This window comes from Nostoc sp., from assembly GCF_036916655.1.
GTDB lineage: Bacteria > Cyanobacteriota > Cyanobacteriia > Cyanobacteriales > Nostocaceae > Nostoc.
The window spans coordinates 17,169-33,107 of record NZ_JBALFY010000027.1 but is presented as its reverse complement, the minus strand read 5'-3'; the positions used below and the strand labels follow the sequence as shown (position 1 = coordinate 33,107).

Genomic DNA, 15,939 nt, shown 5'->3' with positions numbered 1-15,939 from the left:
TCACTAGCTATAAAACGCAGGAAATTTAAGAAATTTAGAGACTTTCAAAGTCTGATAAATTATTAATTTTTTGTATTTTTAAGTTAAAAGGATGCTTTGAATAATTAATAACAAATAAATTCCTTATGTACTTCTCTAATGCTTTCTTAAAGAACTAGTCAATTTTTGAAACAAAAGAGGAATTTTATGATTGGTATTGATGTAGCTGGTCAAGATGGTAGAGTAGATTGGACAGCCGTAAAGAATTCTGGCAAGACTTTTGCATTTGTCAAAGCGACAGAAGGTGTTACTGTAAAAGATTCTGCTTTTGCACATCACTGGCAAAATATGAAAGCTGCTGGTGTTATCCGAGGTGCTTATCATTTCTTTCACCCACAGAAATCTGATCCTGTTAAACAAGCACATGAATTCTTAAGCACTGTAGGTAATTTGGAACCTGGAGACCTACCACCTGTTTTAGATATAGAGGTAGATGATGAAGTAGATCGAAAAAGTGTGATTAACGCAGCCAAAAAATGGTTAGCAGAAGTAGAAAACGAACTAAAACAACAGACAGGAAAAGTAATCAAGCCTATCATTTATACTTCCCCTGGTTTCTGGGAAGAACTTGGTAATCCTTCTGATTTTGCTGCTTACCAACTATGGATTGCACATTATACAACCCACCCTCCGACAATTCCTAGCCCTTGGCAAGGAGAATATCTCATCCACCAATTTCAAGAAAATGTACCTGGTGTACCTGGTGTCAGTGGTATAGCTGATTTGAACCGGTTCAAAGAATTGCAACAAGGGGATTCTGGGTTGAGAGTCAAGCAATTACAACAGCAACTTACAGATATTGGGTTATATACTGGTGTTGTTGATGGTCATTTCTCTGACCAAGTTGAATCTGCTGTTATTAGTTTTCAAACATCCAAAGGATTGCAAGCAGATGGGATTGTTGGAATAAAAACTTGGGTGACTTTATTGTGGATTTAGAGCGAATTTAAGCACGATAAGTTTTGCATCAGATTTCGCACTTGCCAATCAACTTAACAGGAAATCTATTTTCTGGGCTAATAGCTTAATAATAGAGGATAGGGAACGGCGTTCCCTATCCTCTATTGCCCGTTTCGTTTTTAAATTAAATCTCCCAAAATCGAATGGCACTACGAAAAGCTCAAAGGCTTCTGGTTTAAATAGTTTGTAATTGCTTATGTATTATTTCCAGAGATGCATAAAATTTGACTTTTAAGCTTGATGTTAAACCTACGTGTTTTCTTGCTATTCAATTTGGATTGCTATATAACGATACGGTTCAGTTAAGAAGAAGTGTAGGTTAGGTTTAGGAACTAAATCTAACCTAGGGCGGATTTAATTTTTAGCCTTAGCTGAATTGTATTGCGTTATACAAGGCTTAAACTTAGTTGAGCATGAGTTTTTATATGGAGTTTATCAGAAAAAATATTAGTTTTATAGATTTCGTTTGCACAAAAATAAAACTATTATAAAGTATAGAAAAGCAAAAAACCAAAACAATATTGGATTCCAATAATTTTTGGTTATTTATCAATATGGAGTCGAATCAAATGGCTAATACACAGTTTAACTTAGTAAACCTCTTTGATTTTATTAAAGAGAACAACAAAGACCTTAATCCAGACCACTATCAGATTGCTGTTCGTCAGCATGAAATAGGTGTTCAGATTGTACTGAAATATATTAAAGTTAATCCAGATAAAGAAGTTGTAGTAGGTGCAATTGGATTATAGAATTGTAGGGGATGAATAGCAAAATTTTTGTGAATTATCCCCTTTATAATTTCAATGGAAGCTCGATTAGTACTAATTTAAATTAAATAAATATTAGTTTTTTGAGGTTTTATATGTCAATTGAAACAATACCTGGAACATCATTACAGTACTATTTAGTCGCATTTGATGCTGTTGCTAATGAACGTGATGAGCCTCAAGGTAAAATGAGCCAAAAGATATTAGATATCTTGTCTGGTCAGCCAATCACAGATGTCTTTATATTTAGTCATGGATGGATGAGTGATGTAACTGGAGCGCGACAGCAATATAATAAATGGATAGGTGCAATGCACAATAATTTAAATGATATTGCACAAATCGAACAAGCAAGATCGGAATTTCGCCCACTATTAATTGGTTTATATTGGCCGAGTTTGCCTTGGGGTAATGAAGAACTTAGTAGTCCAGTTTCTTTTGATTCAACATCTACTTCTCCATTAGAGAGCTTGATTGAGCAGTATGCTCAGAGAATTGCTGACACAGATACTTCCCGACAGGCACTTCATACAATTTTCCAAGCAGCGATGGAAGATATTGCGCCTGACTATATGCCATCAGAGGTACGTCAAGCTTACGAAGTTTTAAATCAGGAATCAGGCTTAGGTAATGATGGTGAAGGAGCAGCCCCAGGGAGCGATCGCTTATCTTTCGATCCAGAAGGTATATTTGAAGCTGCCAAAGCAGAACCAGTTGATTTTGGTCAATTCAACTTGAGTGGAATTCTGATGCCCCTGCGAGTCCTCTCTTTTTGGAAAATGAAAGACAGAGCGCGTCAAATTGGTGAAACTGGCGGCTTCGAGTTACTAGCACAACTGCAAAAAGCAACTGCAAATACCGTGCGATTTCACCTCATGGGTCACAGTTTTGGATGTATTGTTGTTTCCGCTATGTTAGCAGGACCCAGGGACCACAACACTTTAGTCCGTCCAGTTAATTCTGTAGCTTTAGTACAAGGTGCCTTATCGCTGTGGTCTTACTGTGCAGATATTACAGTTTTACCAGGTCGTCCGGGTTACTTTCATTCTGTAGTTGCTGAGAATAAAGTATCCGGCCCGATTGTTACTACACAAACTGAACTAGATGCAGCTCTTGGTAAGATGTATCCCTTAGCTGCGGGTATACGCCACCAAATAGTTTTTGAAACTGTCGAGCTTCCTAAGTTTGGCGCACTAGGCACTTTTGGGGTACGTGGTCCAGGTTTGGAAATTGTAAATATGAAGATGCTTTCTGTGAATGAAGCGTACCCTTTTACAACAGGTAAAATTTATAATTTAGATAGTACTCAATATATATGTGATACCCATGATGGAATTTTTGTTGGCGCTCACAATGATATAGCTAAACCAGAAGTAGCTCATGCTGTGTGGCAAGCTGTACTCGCTAGTTAAGTCAATCGAAAATCAAGGAATAGCCAATTTATGAACGAAGAATCGCTATTTTTTAATGGAATTGATGGGGCAACTGGTAAGTATTTGCTTCCACCCCTAACACCAATGCAAGTTTCTCAAATTGCTCAGGGTGAAGAAATAGACTTAGAACTTTTAAGCGAATTACAAAGGAAAAATTTAAACATTAAAGGTTTAGACCCAGAATTTGCACCCATAGAGGGAGTAGACCCGAAAAACTTAGCAGAAACTGGTTGGGGAGTTATTTTTGCTTATGGTGCTGACCCAGCAATTAGAGAAGCCCTGAGTCCATTGTTGGAACTACGTCAACAGCAGGCGACACAAAAAAAAGAACAGTATTATCAAGAGTATATTAATGTAAAAGCTTATCGTTCGGGCGAGACAAAAAATAAGTTTTTGGCGCGTCATCAAGTCGGGCCAGGACCTGCTGACCCTAATAATATGCCTTACTACCTACTCATTGTCGGTGATCCAGAAACTATTCCCTATAGCTTTCAGTACCAACTTGATGTGCAGTATGCGGTAGGTCGGATTTATTTTGAGACTTTAGAAGAATATGCTCAGTATGCTCGTAGCGTTGTCGAAGCAGAAACAGGTAAGTTCTCGTTACCCCGCACTGCTAGCTTTTTCGGCGTGCAAAACAGTGGCGATCGAGCAACTCAACTCAGTGCTGACCAATTAATTAAACCCCTAGCTGAATGGATAGCCCAAGACCAAGCAAGCTGGAATATCCAAACTGTCCTCAAAGATGAAGCCACAAAAGCTCGACTGAGACAATTATTAGGTGGCGCTGAAACTCCTAGCTTGTTATTTACAGCTAGTCACGGTATGGGTTTTCCCAATGGCGATCCGCGACAAGAACGCCACCAAGGAGCATTGCTCTGCCAAGAATGGCCAGGGCCACTCCAGTGGAGAGAAAAAATTCCTGAAGACTTTTATTTTTCTGCGGATGATATTAGTGTCAGCGATCGCTTGCTGGGATTGATCGCCATTCATTTTGCTTGCTATGGTGCTGGCACGCCTAAATTCGATGACTTCGCCCATAATAAAGCCGCCAATGAAAGGTCAAATATTGCTCCTCGTGCTTTTGTGGCTGGTTTACCACGGCGCTTGCTGAGTCATCCGCAGGGAGGGGCATTGGCTGTAGTTGGTCATGTGGAACGAGCCTGGGGATATTCGTTTATGTGGGAGAGGGCTGGGGCGCAGTTGCAAGTCTTTCAAAGTGCTTTAAAGAGATTGATGGAAGGGCATCCTGTGGGATCGGCTATGGAGTTTTTCAACCAGCGTTATGCAGAACTTTCTTCCGATCTCAGCAGTCAACTAGAAGAAATTAAATTTGGTGCGATCGCTGATGACTCAGCGATAGCTACTATGTGGACAGCGAACAACGATGCTCGGAGCTACACAATTATTGGCGACCCCGCAGTACGATTAGCCGTTGGTGATGGAAACGCTGTGGAGCGACCAATCATTGAAAAAGTTACTTTGCCAGCTGCAATTGCGACACCAGAAGTATCTGTATTACAGCCAGCGAAGTTGGATTTAATTAAATCTTTAGAGACATTTTTAGAAAAAGTCCAGCAAGCTCCTGCCTCTGAAGTTGAACAAATTCAAGCAACTGTGTTAGCCGTAAATAATTTACTTCAGGCGTTGAAATTATGAATATCTTTGAAATTACAATCCAACGTAAATATCAAGATAGCTGGCCTGTAGTTGTCGAACATACCAAACCTGGTCAACTCGTTCCTATCCGCCGTCAAGGTATCCTTAACATCAATAGTGAAGATGATCTTGTGATACTCAGAGCATTAAGCTCCCAGCCAAGGAAGTACGGCACAATATTAGGTAAAACACTATTTAATGATGGTATACGTGATGCTTTCATTCAAGCCTTAACAAGTCTTGAAGATAGCAAAAACACTGAGAAATATCTTCATGTACTACTATACATCGAAGCCGACGACCTCAAGGAATTACAGTGGCAAAAACTCTGCTCTCCTTTAGATGGAGATTGGGATTTTTTATGTCTCAATCAAAGGACACCTTTTTCTCTCTACATTCCCACAATTACAGAGCAGCTTTTCCCTGCCATTGGGCGGCGGGACTTGCAGGCGCTGGTTGTAGCTGCTAGCCCATCTGGATTAGGAAAATTTCAGCTAGACGATTTTGATGTCGAAGCTGCGGTGGCTAGTGTTAAAGCTGCCCTTGGGGACATTCCAACTGACGTGCTAGCAAAAGTTGATGGAGCAATAGGGCTGCCCACTTTGGACGCACTGATGCAGTGCCTTACTAGTAATGAAAAATACTATACTTTAATCCACTTTGTCTGCCACGGTAAGTTGTTATCTAATAAAGAAACTGCACTTTATTTGGCAATCGATGATAATCAAGTTGCACCAGTCAATGGCACTACCTTGATTGACAAGCTGACTAACTTACGCCGCGCCCCGCATTTTGCTTTTTTGTCCACTTGCGAAAGTGCCAGTAATACAGTAGAAGCAACAGGCGCAATGGGCGGACTAGCACAACGGTTAGTCAGAGAATTGGGTATACCTGCCGTCGTGGCAATGACGGATAAAGTTAGTATAAAAACTGCTCAAGCTTTAGCTACAACTTTTTATGAAAAATTGAGAGTACATGGCAATGTAGATTTAGCATTGAGCGAAGCTACAGCTGGATTGCAGGATAGATATGACATAACTGTTCCAGCACTTTTTAGCCGTCTAGGAGGGCGATCGCTATTTAGCGATACTCCAGACCGCCCCCTCACATCTCAGGAAATCAAGTATGGTTTAGATTATTTAGAAAAATTACTAACAGAACGTGCGCCTGTACTATCCGATGAGTTGCATCAGCAAATAGCAGTCTTGAATAGAACATTGGGTACTGATACCAGGGAGGCGCTGCAAGAACAGCAGCAGGCTTTAGATGTAATCAATAAGATATCTAGTGAAGTCTTGGATTTGAGTTTTCCAGCTTTGGCATTGGGTACGGAACCACCAGTCTATGACTCACGCTGTCCTTTTCGAGGATTGTATCCTTTCCGTTTAGAAGACTGTGAGTTTTTCTTTGGGCGGGAGCAGTTGATTGCACAGCTACAAGAAAAACTGGCGCAAGACAATTTTTTACCTGTGTTAGGGGCTTCTGGTAGTGGTAAATCATCCGTGGTACTGGCGGGATTAATCCCTGCATTAGAAAGGCAGCAGCCAAATCTCCAGATGGCTTACATGACTCCAAGCAGTCAACCAGTTGCTCTACTGCAAACAAGTCTATCAAAATTTCAAGACCAAAATTTTGTCTTGGTGATAGACCAGTTTGAAGAACTGTTCACTCTCTGTAGTGATGAAGCGCAAAGACAACAATTCATCAACCAATTAATCAGTCTTAGCCAGCATCAAAAAGTGATGATTACTATGCGGGCAGACTTTTGGGGAGAGTGTGCGTCTTATCCCAAACTCAGGGAAATGATGCAGGCTAGACAAGAACTAATTGCGCCTATGGATTCAGCCCAGTTACGTCGAGCAATGGAAATGCAAGCAGCAAAGGTAGGTTTGCGCTTTGAAGCTGGTTTGAGCAATTCCATTTTAGATGAAGTCCAAGGAGAACCAGGGGCAATGCCACTACTGCAACACGCACTGTTTGAGTTGTGGAAGCGGCGAGAAGGAAGATGGTTACGTTGTGTGGAGTATCAGGCCATTGGTGGTGTGAAAAAGGCGATCGCTGAAACTGCCGATGATGTTTATAATGATTTGTCACCCCAGGAACAAGAGCAAGTTAAGAATATATTTGTGCGTTTAACTCGTCTGGATGAAGATACTTTGCAAGGTGAGAAACGCCGGGATACGCGACGACGAGTTGGGTTAGAGGAATTAGTACCTGTAGGTAGTGAGTTGGTGCTAACTAAAAATCTGGTGCAGCGATTGGCTGGGGAAGGTGCGCGACTTGTAGTTACCAGTGTGGATGAGTCTACAAATCGAGAAGAAGTGGAAGTTGCCCATGAAGCTTTAATCCGCTACTGGCCAAAATTACTTGATTGGTTAAATGAAAATCGGACTTATTTACAACTGCGTGAAACTATCCGTCAGGCTGCTTTGGAGTGGGAAAAGGAACAAAAAGACGAGAGTTGTTTAGTGCATCGAGGTGGGAGGTTAGAAGATGCTGAGGCTTTATTGAAGCAGCCTAGATTTTTGAATCAGCTAGAGGCTAACTATGTAAGTGCTTGTGTGGAATTGAGAGAGCGATCGGTTTTAGAACGAGAGCAAATGCAACAGCGAGAACTACAGCGAGAGAAACAAGCACGGCTTGGTTGGCAATACCTAGCTGGTGTTATGATTATCATTACTGCCGCTTTCATCATCTCCTTTGCTCATCGTGAAAAATTACAGTTAGACGCATCTTCTTTAGGAGAAACTGTAAAGATTCCAGCAGGTAAATTTAACTTTGGGGCAGAGAATCCTCATGGTAATGAAATATCAATAAGACAAATAAATCTTGATGATTTTGAGATTGAAAAGCATCAAGTGTCTAATCATCAGTATGGTTTATGTGTTAGTTATGGAGCTTGCTCTAAACCAGTAAAACAGCCACAATTATATCTTGACAAAGATAATCTAGACAAAGTAGTAGTGGTTGGAGTTACAGCTTTTCAAGCCAATGACTATTGTCATTGGTTAGGAAGACGCTTGCCAACTGAGTTAGAATGGGAAAAAGCTGCACGTAATTATCAAAGTTTTTCATCTGCTCCCTTTTGGGAGTGGACTTCATCTTATTTTATTAAACCATTAAATTTTCAAGTATCTATAAAACCCTGGCATATAGATTCTGAAGTCTCAACATCAAACCAGGAATTAACTTTAAGAATAGTAGGAGAAAAAAATACTTCTCGTCAGATTGCTTCACCAGATTCTGTCTCTAAAGACACAGGTTTCCGTTGTGCTAAATCAAAAAAAGATGATACATTAATCAATAGAAAATAACAAATTTTGTAGGAAACTAAAAAATGCCCTCCATTATCGTAGAATTTGGAAAAACAGTGAATCGTGATATTGATATCTCCGATATCGATTACATCGAAATAACAGTAGATCAGGGAGAAGTCACAGTTCAACTTATTGAAGTTAGTAATTCAACAATCAAAGCTAGCCTACAAAATATAAGTGCAGGGCAGCCACAGCATTTAAATATTGCTAATTTAGAAAAGAATAATGCTAAGTACCAAATAAAATTTATTGCTTCTCAAAGAAATAATAGTAAAGAAGCTACTTTATCATTTCAAGGTCGCAAAAATCGTATGAATTGTATGAATATACCTCTTGCATAAATGCTTAAATTGTCATATTGAGCGGAGCTAAACATCTTGTAAGATTCTTCTCTCCACTGCGTTCCGCTCAATATGACATTCTTGATTTTTTGACTTTTGCAAGAGGTCTAATTTAGGTCTAAACTAATCGACCACGGGGGCGATCGCGGACTAAAACCCAATAGATGTCAATGAGTGAAGGAGCTACGGAGATTAGTCCAAGAGACTTCACCCTATGCGATCGCACCAAGTTTGCCAGCCAATCTGCTTTAGAGTTGGCGGGAATCACAGATTTACAACCATGTAATAGTTTACACAGTGTTTGAGTTAAAAAAGGCTGACCATTAGTGTATGCTAATACTTCTTTTAGCGCTACTGAAGGTAGCAGAACTATCAGGTGTATGCAGTGGCGTTAAGCCTTGATGAAAAAACCATTGCTTCAGCAAGCTCTGATCGGACTGTGATTCTGTGGAATTAGGAGGAAGATTTAAATCTTGAACGGCTACTTACTTACGGGTGCGATTGGATGCACGACTATTTGAACAACCCCAGTGCTAATGTTAGTAAAAGCGATCGCCATCTGTGCGATAACATCAAAAAAAATTAAACTATTTCAGCAATGAACACCTTTGAGATTACCATTCAACGTAAATCAGGCGATCGCTGGCCGATTGTTGCAGAACACAGTCGCCCAGGTGAACTGCTACCAATTCGCAGTGAAGGAACTCTGGTAATAACTCCAGAGGATGTTCAGCAATTAATTAGCTTGTTAGCAAGACCGAAAGACTATGGCGAAGTTTTGGGCAAAGCGTTGTTTCAGGGTCAAATACGTGATGCTTTTGTTAGTGCTTTGCGCGAAAGTGAAGACTCACTGCGGGTTCTGCTGTTTATTGAAGCCGCAGACAGCGAACTAAAATTTTGGCGTTGGGAAAGGCTATGCGCCCCGATTGATGGTGATTGGCAGTTGTTAGCTCTGGAACAGCGATCGCCTTTTTCTTTCTACATTCCTGCAATTACCGATCGCCGTTTTCCCCCAATTGGACGGCGTGATTTGCGAGCGTTGGTATTGGTAGCCAGCCCTTCGGATGTAAAAAGGTATAATTTAGCTTCTTTTGATATCAAGGCTACGGTTGACAGTGTGCGAACTGCTTTAGGAAATATCCCGACTGATGTATTGGCAACTGTAGAAGGTGCGATCGCTCCCCCGACCCTAGATGCACTGTGTTCTCAACTCACTGACCGGACAAAGCAGTACACCATACTGCATTTTGTCTGTCACGGAAAGTTGATAGATGATGGCGAAACCGTCCTCTACTGGGCAAAAGCTGATAATACAGTTGAGCCAGTAACAGCAACACGCCTGCTAGAACGGCTAGAACCGTTACGGGGAGCTAGAGGATTACCGCATTTTGCCTTTTTGTCTGCTTGCGAAAGTGCCAGTCCCGAAACAGAAGGCTCATTAGGAGGATTAGCCCAACGCTTGGTGCGGGATTTGGGTATGCCTGCGGTAGTGGCAATGACCGATAAGGTAACAATTAAAACAGCCCAGATATTAGCAGAAAACTTTTATCGGCAACTTAAAGCATCGGGAGAGGTTGATATAGCACTGCATGAAGCTACAGCGACTCTAGCCGAGCGCGGTGATATTACTGTCCCGGCTTTGTTCAGTCGTTTAGGTGCAAGACCTCTATTCAGCGACCAACTCGACCGGGAACTGACTAACTCCGAAATTGAGTATGGGTTGGAACGTCTGGAAAAATTGCTGTTAGAGCGATCGCCTGTACTCTCCCATCCATTTGAAGAGCAAGCACAGAAGCTCAAAAACATTATGGGCGCAGATGTCGCCGCCTTGAGCAAGCAAGCGCATCAAGAACGAGAGCAGGCTTTAACTGAAGTCAACAATCTCTGTGATGAAGCCTTAGACATCAGCTTTCATGCCCTGGCATTAGATCGGCAACCACCGATCTATGATTCTCGCTGTCCCTTTTTGGGCTTGTACCCGTTCCGACAAGAAAACCGCGAGTTCTTCTTTGGGCGTGATGAATTAATTGCCCAACTGCAACAAAGGCTGAGTGAACACAACTTTTTAGCTGTGTTAGGAGCTTCTGGGAGTGGCAAATCTTCATTGGTACTAGCTGGGCTGATTCCCGCTTTACAGCAACAGCAGTCAGATTTGGCGATCGCTTACATGACCCCAAGTAGCAATCCCAACGAACAACTGCAAATAAGTCTATCACCTTATTTAGAAAACCCCTCTCCAAACCTCTCCCCTACTGAGACAGAGGCTTTGAATGTTCCCCCTTCCCTTCAAGGGAAGGGGGTTAGGGGGTTAGGTCAATCCATAATCCTAGTAATTGACCAGTTTGAGGAACTGTTCACCCTCTGTAATGATGAAGCTCAACGCCTCACCTTTATCGAGCAAGTGTTAAGTCTGAGTCAGCAGCAGAAAGTTGTAATTACGATGCGAGCAGACTTTTGGGGAGAATGTGCTATTTACCACAAACTCAAAGAGTTGATGGAAGCGAGGCAAAAATTAATTGCGCCGATGAACGTTTCAGAATTGCGGAAAGCAATGGAAATGCAAGCTACTCAAGTGGGGTTACGTTTTGAAGCTGGTTTGAGTAACAGTATTTTAGATGATGTCCAAGGTGAGCCAGGTGCTATGCCACTGCTGCAACACGCACTGCTAGAGTTGTGGAAACGACGACACGGCAGATGGCTGCGTTGTGTAGAGTATGAGGTCATTGGCGGTGTGAAAAAGGCAATTTCTCAAACTGCCGATGATGTTTATAATCGTTCAAAACCAGAAGAACGAGAGCAAATCAAGAATATATTTGTGCGCCTAACCCGCTTGGATGAAGAAGGTGTACAAGGTGAGCAACGCCGGGATACGCGAAGGCGTGTTGGGTTAGAGGAGTTAGTACCTGTAAATGGTGAGTTGGCGACAACTAAAAATCTTGTGCAGCGGTTAGCTGGGGAAGGTGCGCGACTCGTAGTGACGAGTGTAGATGAGTCTACAAATCAAGAAGAAGTGGAAGTTGCCCATGAAGCCTTAATCCGCTACTGGCCAAAATTAATTGATTGGTTGAATGAAAATCGTACTGATTTACAACTGCGTGAAACTATCCGTCAAGCTGCTTTGGAGTGGGAGGAACAAAAAGACGAAAATTATTTAGTACATCGAGGTGGGAGGTTAGAAGATGCTGAGGCGTTATTAAAGAAAGCTGGATTTTTGAATCAGCTTGAGGCTAATTATATCAGTGCTTGTGTGGATTTGAGAGAGCGATCGGCTTTAGAGCAAGAGCAAAGGCAACAGCGAGAACTACAACGAGAAAAACAAGCACGGCGCGGCTGGCAATTGCTATCTGGTGTGATGGCTATTCTGGCTCTACTTACTACAGGTTTACTTCTGCGTCCATTATTCTTACGCTGGCAAGCTGCATCTCTGAACCCGATGGTATTTATTCCACAAGGTCGTGCTGTTATCGGTACAAATGAGCGACAACTAGGAGATGGACAACAACCAGAACATTATATTTATCTACCAAATTTTAAAATTCAAAAGTATGAAGTTTCAAATCGCCAGTATAGCTTGTGTGTAGAAGCTGGAAGATGCGATAAACCAGCTACTGCCCCAGAGCTTTACGAGAATAATAAAACGTTAGATTATCCAGTTGTAGGAATTACAGCAAATCAAGCCAAGAAATTTTGTGAATGGCTAGGGGGACGCTTGCCATCTGAAGACGAATGGGAAAGAGCAGCACGCGGTACGGAAGGCAGATTATGGCCTTGGGGCAAAGATTCTATAGAAAAGAAAAATGTAAACGTGGATTCAGGAATTAGGACTAAAAGTATTGAATCTATATATCAGAAGACAGACGATGTTACTAGTGAAGAAGTGTACGATTTAGTTGGTAACGTACAGGAATGGGTTTTACCATCTTCTAGTTCTAATGAATCAGAAGTAATTATTCGAGGAGGTAGTATTAAAATTCGACTAAAACGTATTACTGTGCGAGGAAGCGGAAATTGGGATATTGGTGATCCTTACATTGGGATACGCTGTGCTGCTAATTAAGAAGCTAATATAAAATTTATCTTGATCTTATTGTTAATTATTAATAACTTAGAATAATTTCAAAAAAAGGAGATGTGAATATGGATTTAAATAAAAATGAAAAAAAAGAATTATTACCATTGATAGAAGCGCCTAATGTACCAATCAAAGGCAAGGAAGAACGAACATGTAGTGAGGCTCGCATTATTGTTGATATTTCATTAGAAATCGACCATGATAATACTGGTGTTAATGTTAAAATTTTTAAACCGGATGATTCTAAACCAGAAGAATTTCCTGTTGCTTTTCATAATCCACTTTATAAAGAATATGACAATCCCAAGCTAGGTTTATTCAAGTTAGAAATTGATTCTGATAAGGCAAATATAGTATCAATTAAGGGTAGTAATTGGATAAAGCCACCAGCATAATTAAAAAATATATAAAAATTGAATAATCAAATTTCATCGAAGTCTTGTGGAGAAAGGATATTGCTTTGTTTGATTATGTAAATGCAATTTAGAACAGCTTTGAAAAATTGAAACTATATAAATAATACCTAGTAAAGCAAGTCACCATTCTTCAAATAAATTTTCCAATACAATCCTCAACCCAACTACTATCAAATATAAGTTCATAAATCCGATTATGAACCTTCAAAACACCCTGTTGCTTAACTACTAACCCCGACAACAGCAACTCCTTCTCTTCTGGACTATCAACAACACCCACCTGCCTATGATGGAGAATTTGCTGATATAGTTCTAGTAATCCAACAGGGTAGAGAGTATTCTTGAGGATGCGATCGCGGATTGTTCGCAAATGTTCTGGCTCATCTTGAGATTCCCAATTGTCAATAATATGCGATTGCACCATATTCTCCATCCAAACTGCTTCGGACTTTGACGGTATTTCCGATGTATAACCACGGATAATTTTACAAAGCTTTTGAGTTAAAAAAGGTTGTCCATTTGTCCAAGCTAATACTTCTTTTAGCACTAACTGAGGATTGCTAACTTTTGGTGTTAATCCTTGCAGTAAAGGTTGAGCTTCGTGTAATTGAAAGCCATTTAATTGAATTATCTTCCCAATATTAAATGGTGTTCTTTGATAATCATTAATTAAATCTGATGGTGTTGCTACACCAAATACAGCAAAGGTCAAACGCCGATATTCGGGGTTAAGGCTGCGTTGATTATAACAAAAACGAATTAACGCAAAAAAATCATTAACAGGGAAATTTAACGCTAAAACACTATCAATTTCATCAATAAAAATAAAAATATTTTTGTTATTAACCTGCTTGAGTAATATATCTTCAATAAACCGAGCTAAACATTGAATAAGTGATAAATCTTTTTGCTCATCCCACCAAGTTTTAAAATTAACCTTACCTAACAAATCAAAATTATGCCATAATTCCACTATTAATCCTTTATACCATTGAGTAGGAGTAATATTTTCACTACCCAAACGAGTAATATCAATTGCTGCACAGCTAAATCCTTCTTGTTGAAAATGGTGTATCATGCGTACCATCAAGCTTGATTTGCCCATTTGTCGAGCATTTAAAATATAACAAAACTCTCCATTTTGTAACGCTTTATAAAGATAACGATCTGCGGAGCGCACCACGTAAGTTGGTGCATCCATAGGTAAGCTTCCCCCAACTTGATAATCAAAATTAGAGGCTTGTTCGGCATTTCTGAGCAGTGCATTTTCAAATATAAGTTCTGCTTGTGTAGCTTTGAGAATTGCCAATGTTTGTGTTAATTCTTGCGTGCGCTCATTAACTTTTTGTTCTAAATTTTGGTTAGATTGTGCTAATTCTTCTTTTGTATTTTGCAAAGCTAAATTTTTAATTCCTAACTCCCAAATTAATTGCGACCGCTCTGCTTCTGACCGTTTACGTTGTGTGATATCTTGAAAAGCAGCTATGGCATAAATAATTTTTCCCTTTTCATCAAAAATTGGCGTAGCTGATACCTCCAAAGGAATGATATTATCAGCCTGACGAATTTCCATATCATCAATGGTGGTACTCTCACCATTCAATGCTCGTAAAATTGGGTGTTTTTCTGTGGGATATAACTGTTCTCTCTGTGATACATAGACTTGATAAATTTCACTTAATTTAGAAGCTGTAGTTTCTGCTATAATTCCTTTACCAAGTATTTGCTGGGCGGTTTGATTGGCATAGAAGGCTTGACCATTGCCATCAACTACAAAAATACCTACTGGGACTGCTTCTAAAATTTGAATTAGCTTGGCCTCGCTGGCGCGTAATGCTTCTTCTGTCTGCTGGCGTACCGTAACTTCTTTTTGTAAACGAGTTAATAACTCTGTTTGAGCCTGTTGTGCTAAAGTTTCCTGTTCTTTAATACCTTTCATTTTCTGCACATATTGCAGAGTTTTGTAAGTAGTAATTTCTAAATCCTGAAAGTTAATTGGTTTAGTTAAAAAGTCAAAAGCACCACGATTCATCGCAGCTCTGATATTATCAATATCACTATAAGCGGAAATAATTACCGCTTTGATCGTGGGATATAACTCATTAAGTTTAGTTATTAAGGTTAGCCCATCCATTTTAGGCATATAGATATCAGTTAAGACTATATCTATATCTGGTTCTGTTTGTAGTTTATCTAATGCCTCAATACCGTTACACGCAAAAAATAAGTTAAATTCCTTTTCTCGAATTTTTTTTCTGAACTTTTGGCAAAGCAACAGTTCTAAGTCAGGCTCGTCATCCACAACTAGTATTTTAGCTAACATAGCATTTAGCTGATTCAGCGTATCTATAAATTAAGTATTTTTTGCTTGAATTGATTAAATTCAATTGGCTTAGTAATATAGCCATCAGCACCATAATCTTTCGCAATTAAATAATTATCCTCGTCATCATAAGCAGTAATGATAAATACTTTTAAAGCTGGATATTTTTCTTTAATAAGTTTAAGCATTTCTAAACCATTCATTCCACGCATATTAATATCCGTGACAATTAGATTTAAGCAATCAGTTAGCTTATTTTGTAAAGATTCTAGCGCTTCTTCTGCTGAAAAAGCAAAATACAATTTAATTTGGTTTTCTTTAAGTTCTTTCCTAAATTTTTGTTTAAACAAGAGTTGGACATCTTGCTCGTCATCTACAACCATTATCTTCATTTAAAATTTTATCTTGATAATTTGAATTAAATATGCTTCAAAAGCATACTGAAATACTACACCTATACAATATTATCGTTAAAACTAGAGATATTATGCAAATATGAGGCTAATATTAATCAAAAGAATGTTATACAGCCATACAATTTTTTCTTTTTGTTTTGTACAGAGTATAAAATAAGCCTAATTAGTTGCGTAGTTTTTGAGTGATCGCCTA

At 39.7% G+C, this 15,939-nt stretch carries 12 protein-coding genes; 9 read left to right on the top strand and 3 right to left on the bottom strand.

The features are described from left to right. Positions 1–186 precede the first annotated feature (186 nt). The 6 genes from V7L31_RS08740 to V7L31_RS08715 all read left to right on the top strand — a co-directional run bounded on the left by V7L31_RS08740 (position 187) and on the right by V7L31_RS08715 (position 8,519). Positions 187–978, top strand: coding sequence for a GH25 family lysozyme (locus V7L31_RS08740; RefSeq protein ID WP_334695854.1), 792 nt, complete (start codon positions 187–189; stop codon positions 976–978). Positions 979–1,568: 590 nt separating this feature from the next. Beyond that, positions 1,569–1,751 carry a hypothetical protein gene (locus V7L31_RS08735; RefSeq protein ID WP_334695853.1) on the top strand — a complete coding sequence of 61 codons (183 nt, stop codon included), beginning with the start codon at positions 1,569–1,571 and terminating at the stop codon, positions 1,749–1,751. A 113-nt stretch (positions 1,752–1,864) separates the two neighbouring features. Beyond that, a complete protein-coding gene (locus tag V7L31_RS08730) occupies positions 1,865–3,181 on the top strand; it encodes a hypothetical protein (protein ID WP_334695852.1) in 1,317 nt (438 codons plus the stop codon). 30 nt (positions 3,182–3,211) lie between these two features. Then, positions 3,212–4,861, top strand: a complete 1,650-nt coding sequence (locus V7L31_RS08725; protein ID WP_334695851.1) for a hypothetical protein — start codon at positions 3,212–3,214, stop codon at positions 4,859–4,861. Beyond that, a complete protein-coding gene (locus V7L31_RS08720) occupies positions 4,858–8,175 on the top strand; it encodes an nSTAND1 domain-containing NTPase (protein ID WP_334695850.1) in 3,318 nt (1,105 codons plus the stop codon). Before V7L31_RS08725 ends, V7L31_RS08720 begins: the two co-directional genes overlap by 4 nt. Positions 8,176–8,198: 23 nt before the next feature. After that, positions 8,199–8,519, top strand: coding sequence for a hypothetical protein (locus V7L31_RS08715; protein ID WP_334695849.1), 321 nt, complete (start codon positions 8,199–8,201; stop codon positions 8,517–8,519). A 118-nt stretch (positions 8,520–8,637) separates the two neighbouring features. On the opposite strand, the gene V7L31_RS08710 is transcribed toward V7L31_RS08715, so the two are convergent. After that, on the bottom strand, positions 8,638–8,787 hold the full coding sequence (locus V7L31_RS08710) for a hypothetical protein (RefSeq protein ID WP_334695848.1): 150 nt from the start codon (positions 8,785–8,787) through the stop codon (positions 8,638–8,640). A gap of 108 nt (positions 8,788–8,895) precedes the next feature. On the opposite strand from V7L31_RS08710, the gene V7L31_RS08705 reads away from it, so the two are divergent. The 3 genes from V7L31_RS08705 (at position 8,896) to V7L31_RS08695 (ending at position 12,986) form a co-directional block, all read left to right on the top strand. Further along, positions 8,896–8,976, top strand: coding sequence for a WD40 repeat domain-containing protein (locus V7L31_RS08705; protein WP_334695868.1), 81 nt, complete (start codon positions 8,896–8,898; stop codon positions 8,974–8,976). A gap of 141 nt (positions 8,977–9,117) precedes the next feature. Next, on the top strand, positions 9,118–12,576 hold the full coding sequence (locus tag V7L31_RS08700; protein ID WP_334695847.1) for an nSTAND1 domain-containing NTPase: 3,459 nt from the start codon (positions 9,118–9,120) through the stop codon (positions 12,574–12,576). Positions 12,577–12,656: 80 nt separating this feature from the next. Beyond that, positions 12,657–12,986 (top strand): hypothetical protein, encoded by a 330-nt coding sequence (locus V7L31_RS08695; protein WP_334695846.1) that lies wholly within the window; start codon positions 12,657–12,659, stop codon positions 12,984–12,986. A 151-nt stretch (positions 12,987–13,137) separates the two neighbouring features. On the opposite strand, the gene V7L31_RS08690 is transcribed toward V7L31_RS08695, so the two are convergent. Together V7L31_RS08690 and V7L31_RS08685 are read right to left on the bottom strand one after the other, a co-directional pair. Beyond that, complete coding sequence (locus V7L31_RS08690) at positions 13,138–15,330, bottom strand: AAA-like domain-containing protein (RefSeq protein ID WP_334695845.1); 2,193 nt, start codon at positions 15,328–15,330, stop codon at positions 13,138–13,140. Positions 15,331–15,353: 23 nt separating this feature from the next. Next, the gene (locus V7L31_RS08685; RefSeq protein ID WP_334695844.1) at positions 15,354–15,713 is read right to left on the bottom strand and encodes a response regulator; all 360 of its coding nucleotides are present in this window, start codon (positions 15,711–15,713) and stop codon (positions 15,354–15,356) included. Positions 15,714–15,939: the final 226 nt, after the last annotated feature.

Coding starts and splice junctions, on each gene's coding strand:
- V7L31_RS08740 (WP_334695854.1), top strand. CDS start 187: ATGATTGGTATTGATGTAGCTGGTCAAGATGGTAGAGTAGATTGGACA.
- V7L31_RS08735 (WP_334695853.1), top strand. CDS start 1,569: ATGGCTAATACACAGTTTAACTTAGTAAACCTCTTTGATTTTATTAAA.
- V7L31_RS08730 (WP_334695852.1), top strand. CDS start 1,865: ATGTCAATTGAAACAATACCTGGAACATCATTACAGTACTATTTAGTC.
- V7L31_RS08725 (WP_334695851.1), top strand. CDS start 3,212: ATGAACGAAGAATCGCTATTTTTTAATGGAATTGATGGGGCAACTGGT.
- V7L31_RS08720 (WP_334695850.1), top strand. CDS start 4,858: ATGAATATCTTTGAAATTACAATCCAACGTAAATATCAAGATAGCTGG.
- V7L31_RS08715 (WP_334695849.1), top strand. CDS start 8,199: ATGCCCTCCATTATCGTAGAATTTGGAAAAACAGTGAATCGTGATATT.
- V7L31_RS08700 (WP_334695847.1), top strand. CDS start 9,118: ATGAACACCTTTGAGATTACCATTCAACGTAAATCAGGCGATCGCTGG.
- V7L31_RS08695 (WP_334695846.1), top strand. CDS start 12,657: ATGGATTTAAATAAAAATGAAAAAAAAGAATTATTACCATTGATAGAA.
- V7L31_RS08690 (WP_334695845.1), bottom strand. CDS start 15,330: ATGTTAGCTAAAATACTAGTTGTGGATGACGAGCCTGACTTAGAACTG.
- V7L31_RS08685 (WP_334695844.1), bottom strand. CDS start 15,713: ATGGTTGTAGATGACGAGCAAGATGTCCAACTCTTGTTTAAACAAAAA.